Origin of the sequence: Cellulomonas sp. HD19AZ1 (genome assembly GCF_004535805.1) — a bacterium.
Taxonomy (GTDB): domain Bacteria; phylum Actinomycetota; class Actinomycetes; order Actinomycetales; family Cellulomonadaceae; genus Cellulomonas; species Cellulomonas iranensis.
In genome coordinates this window covers 1-664 of record NZ_SPHX01000015.1, presented here as the reverse complement: position 1 = coordinate 664, position 664 = coordinate 1, and the positions used below count along the sequence as shown (strand labels likewise).

Sequence of the window (664 nt, the reverse complement as noted above, 5' to 3'; positions counted from 1 at the left end):
GCGATCTCCCCCGACCCCGTCGCCGCCTCCCCCACACCCCGCGACATCTCGTTGGTGGTGGCCGTCTGCTCCTCGACCGCCGAGGCGATCGTCAGCTGGTAGTCGTTGATCGAGCGCACGATCCCCTCGATCTGCCCGATCGCGTCCACCGCCCCCGCGGTGTCGCCCTGGATCGCCTCGACTCGCCGCGCGATGTCCTCCGTGGCCTTCGCCGTCTCCGACGCCAGCTCCTTGACCTCCCCGGCCACGACCGCGAAGCCCTTGCCGGCCTCACCGGCCCGCGCCGCCTCGATCGTCGCGTTGAGCGCCAGCAGGTTCGTCTGCTCCGCGATCTGCGTGATCAGCTTGACCACGTTCCCGATCTCCGCGCTCGAGGACCCCAGACGGTTCACCGTCACCCCGGCCTCGTCCGCCGCGACCGTCGCCGCCTGCGCGACCTTCGCCGCCTCCGACGCGTTCTGCGCGATCTCCCGGATGCTCGCCCCCATCTGCTCCGCCCCCGCAGCCACCGCCTGCACGTTCCTGCTCACCTGCTCCGCCGCAGCCGCCACCACACCCGCCTGCACGCTCGTCTCCTCCGACCCCGACGCCACCTGACCCGACGCCGCCGCCAGCTCCTCCGCCGCAGCCGCCACCGTCCCCGCCGACTCCGCCACCCCCGCGA

General features: G+C 73.2%; 1 protein-coding gene. It reads right to left on the bottom strand.

Annotation, left to right across the window (positions count from 1 at the left end; all coding sequences use genetic code 11):
- The coding region (locus E4A51_RS18185) for a methyl-accepting chemotaxis protein (RefSeq protein WP_240696542.1) at nt 1-664 on the bottom strand (664 nt) is incomplete at both ends.